The following is a 2393-nucleotide window of genomic DNA, read 5'->3' as shown; positions in this document are numbered from 1 at the left end:
ACAAATGTCTCCTAGCTTCAAATAATAAACAATTAAAAAATTTAGTTATCGCTTCAACCAAGCATTTAATCCAGCAATGATAGTCACTTTTTTCTCCCAAATCTTCCTAGTTCTCCTTGTCTTGTAAAAACTAGAAATTGACTACTCCCCGGACTCAAGTCACGGGGATTCTAAGCAGATACTACGCAACAGGATAAATCCATGTTGCTTCGTTTCTTCTTAGCTGACCAAAGATACACTCTCTGGGGACAAGTCAAAGTGCCCCTACACAGTTGGCTTAAGTCTAAACTTAGCTTTCTGCTTACTTTTGTGATTATATTTGCAGCCCCGTTACAGTCTGCATTAATTAACCAATTATTACTACTTCTATACAAACCACGCTTTATTCTTTTTCCTGACGGTTTCCAATCATTGGGTTTCTCACCATAATTAGGTAAATTGTCACCATCTAAAAATGAAGCGACACTTGTATAACTTTCTTCTGTTTCTATCAATATTATTCCATATTTAATACACAATTGAGCTATTCTTTCTTTCAGTCTAGCTGTAGGAATGGGTACAAACTCAGAATTACTTTTTTTTCCTAATTTAATTTCATTTTTCTGACCTTTATTCCAACCAAAAACTATTGTACCAATAGAATTTTTGTGCGCAATGATTAATTACTATTCTGGCTGCTTTATTAATACCGTCACGGATTTGGCGGTTACGCTTTTCTGTAATGGCAGCTAGTTTATTTGACCAAAATCCAGTCGGTTGATTTTCTTTAATAGTTGATATCTGTTTGTTGTACCAACGATTCATTGATTTGAGATGTTTACCATCTACAATTAAGCTCGTACCCACATTCGATACACAGGTCAACCAATTATTCACACCATGGTCAATTCCTAATACATTGTCTTGGTTTAATTGAGGTTTAACTACTATTTCTTTTTCATAGACAAATTCTTGGGTAAAGCATCTATTTCTGGGTAATATTCTCAGTTCTTTAATAGCAGAAAATGCTAGATTACTAGGAATGGCAATATAAAAGCAATCTAGACCAAACCAGCGCTTACAGGTATTGCCTAGTGGTACTCTGATTTGATTACCTTTGAGTTTTAATGCTTGCTTGGGGTAACTTACTGTAGCCATTCCCCCTTTTTTTCTGTAGTTAGGAATCTTTGGTCTGTCTGAAATTTTTCCTGAACTATAGGCAATAATAAGACCATAATAAGAGCGAAATGATTCCGCTACAGTTCTCAATATTTGTTGTGCTGCTTGAGAATATAAAACTTTGTAATGATAATTGTTTTTATAGATTTTTTCCAACTCAAACTTGCCCAGAGTTTTGTGAGACTTAAAATATAATTGTCTGCCATAATATATTCCCATGTTAGTTAGCTTGTGAGACTCTTCGCATAAGAATGTTAAGATAGCAATTAATTCAGAACTTTTATCTACTAAAACTTGCTGACAAGAGTACATTTGAAACGGGGGTTGGATGGCTTTATTTTGAGTAATAATAGCACAAGACCACTTTAGTTGTCTAGTCTAAACGACTCGGTTGTTTTCATCCCTCGGTTAAAACATGGGGGCCTTTAACCTTGCTTTTCGGTCAAATAAAATACATCGGATTAAAATCCGACTCCTCGCCTTTCATCCATCGCTTAAAAGACGATGGCTTTCATGCTCCCGTGTTATTTAGGTAAAAAACCTACCCTTGACAGGTATAAGTTAGGTAGGCATAAATAAACGTTAAAACAAAAAATCTGAAAAAGAACCCAGGAACAACTTATCAGTGGGTTATCAGTATTTTGAATCTTCATTGCTATTTTACGGATCATTAGGGTTTGCTGAAAAAATCTTATGGGTGAGGGTAGGAGACAGCAGACAACCCACCCCTAACCCCTCCCAGGAGGGGAAGACAGGAGAAAAGGGTCGGGAGCGAGGAGGTAGGAGCTAAGTTTTGTCCTTTGATTTTTCTGCCCAACTATGAGCCTAAAATACTAGTTTTTTGAGCATGAAGAGCTGAAAACCAGGCACTTTTTTCGACTCCAAAAAGGCACTTACCTTTATCTGTAAATACTTTTATATTTAATCAGCAAGCCCTAATTAAACTCATCTAACTTAGAAGGAAAGAATTAAAGCTAGTTGACAAGAAAAAACTTGACATGATACTATAATCATAATGGAGAAGGTGGGCTCATATATACTCAAATAGATTAGGCCAAAAACACCTAATTTCCCAGGTAAAGGAAAGTCTGATAACTGAAAAAATCATGCAGTCTGGAAAAATCCTGAGAAACCACTACAAAATTATTGACTCTCTGGGAAGTGGAGGATTTGGAGATACCTACTTAGGGCGTGTCATCAATTAAGGAGGTTGACAAAATGGGTATTGTATGTTC

Annotated in this window: 2 protein-coding genes; both read right to left on the bottom strand. The window is 36.0% G+C overall.

Translation table 11 applies throughout. The features are described from left to right. Positions 1-170: 170 nt before the first annotated feature. Positions 171-494, bottom strand: coding sequence for a hypothetical protein (locus tag AC3DU7_RS31300; protein WP_488043132.1), 324 nt, complete (start codon positions 492-494; stop codon positions 171-173). 115 nt (positions 495-609) lie between these two features. Next, a complete protein-coding gene (locus AC3DU7_RS31295) occupies positions 610-1470 on the bottom strand; it encodes an RNA-guided endonuclease InsQ/TnpB family protein (protein WP_488043131.1) in 861 nt (286 codons plus the stop codon). Positions 1471-2393: the final 923 nt, after the last annotated feature.

It is taken from the genome of Okeania sp., from assembly GCF_983059655.1.
Note: the sequence above shows the minus strand (reverse complement) of the source record. Positions and strands in the feature narration are given on the sequence as shown.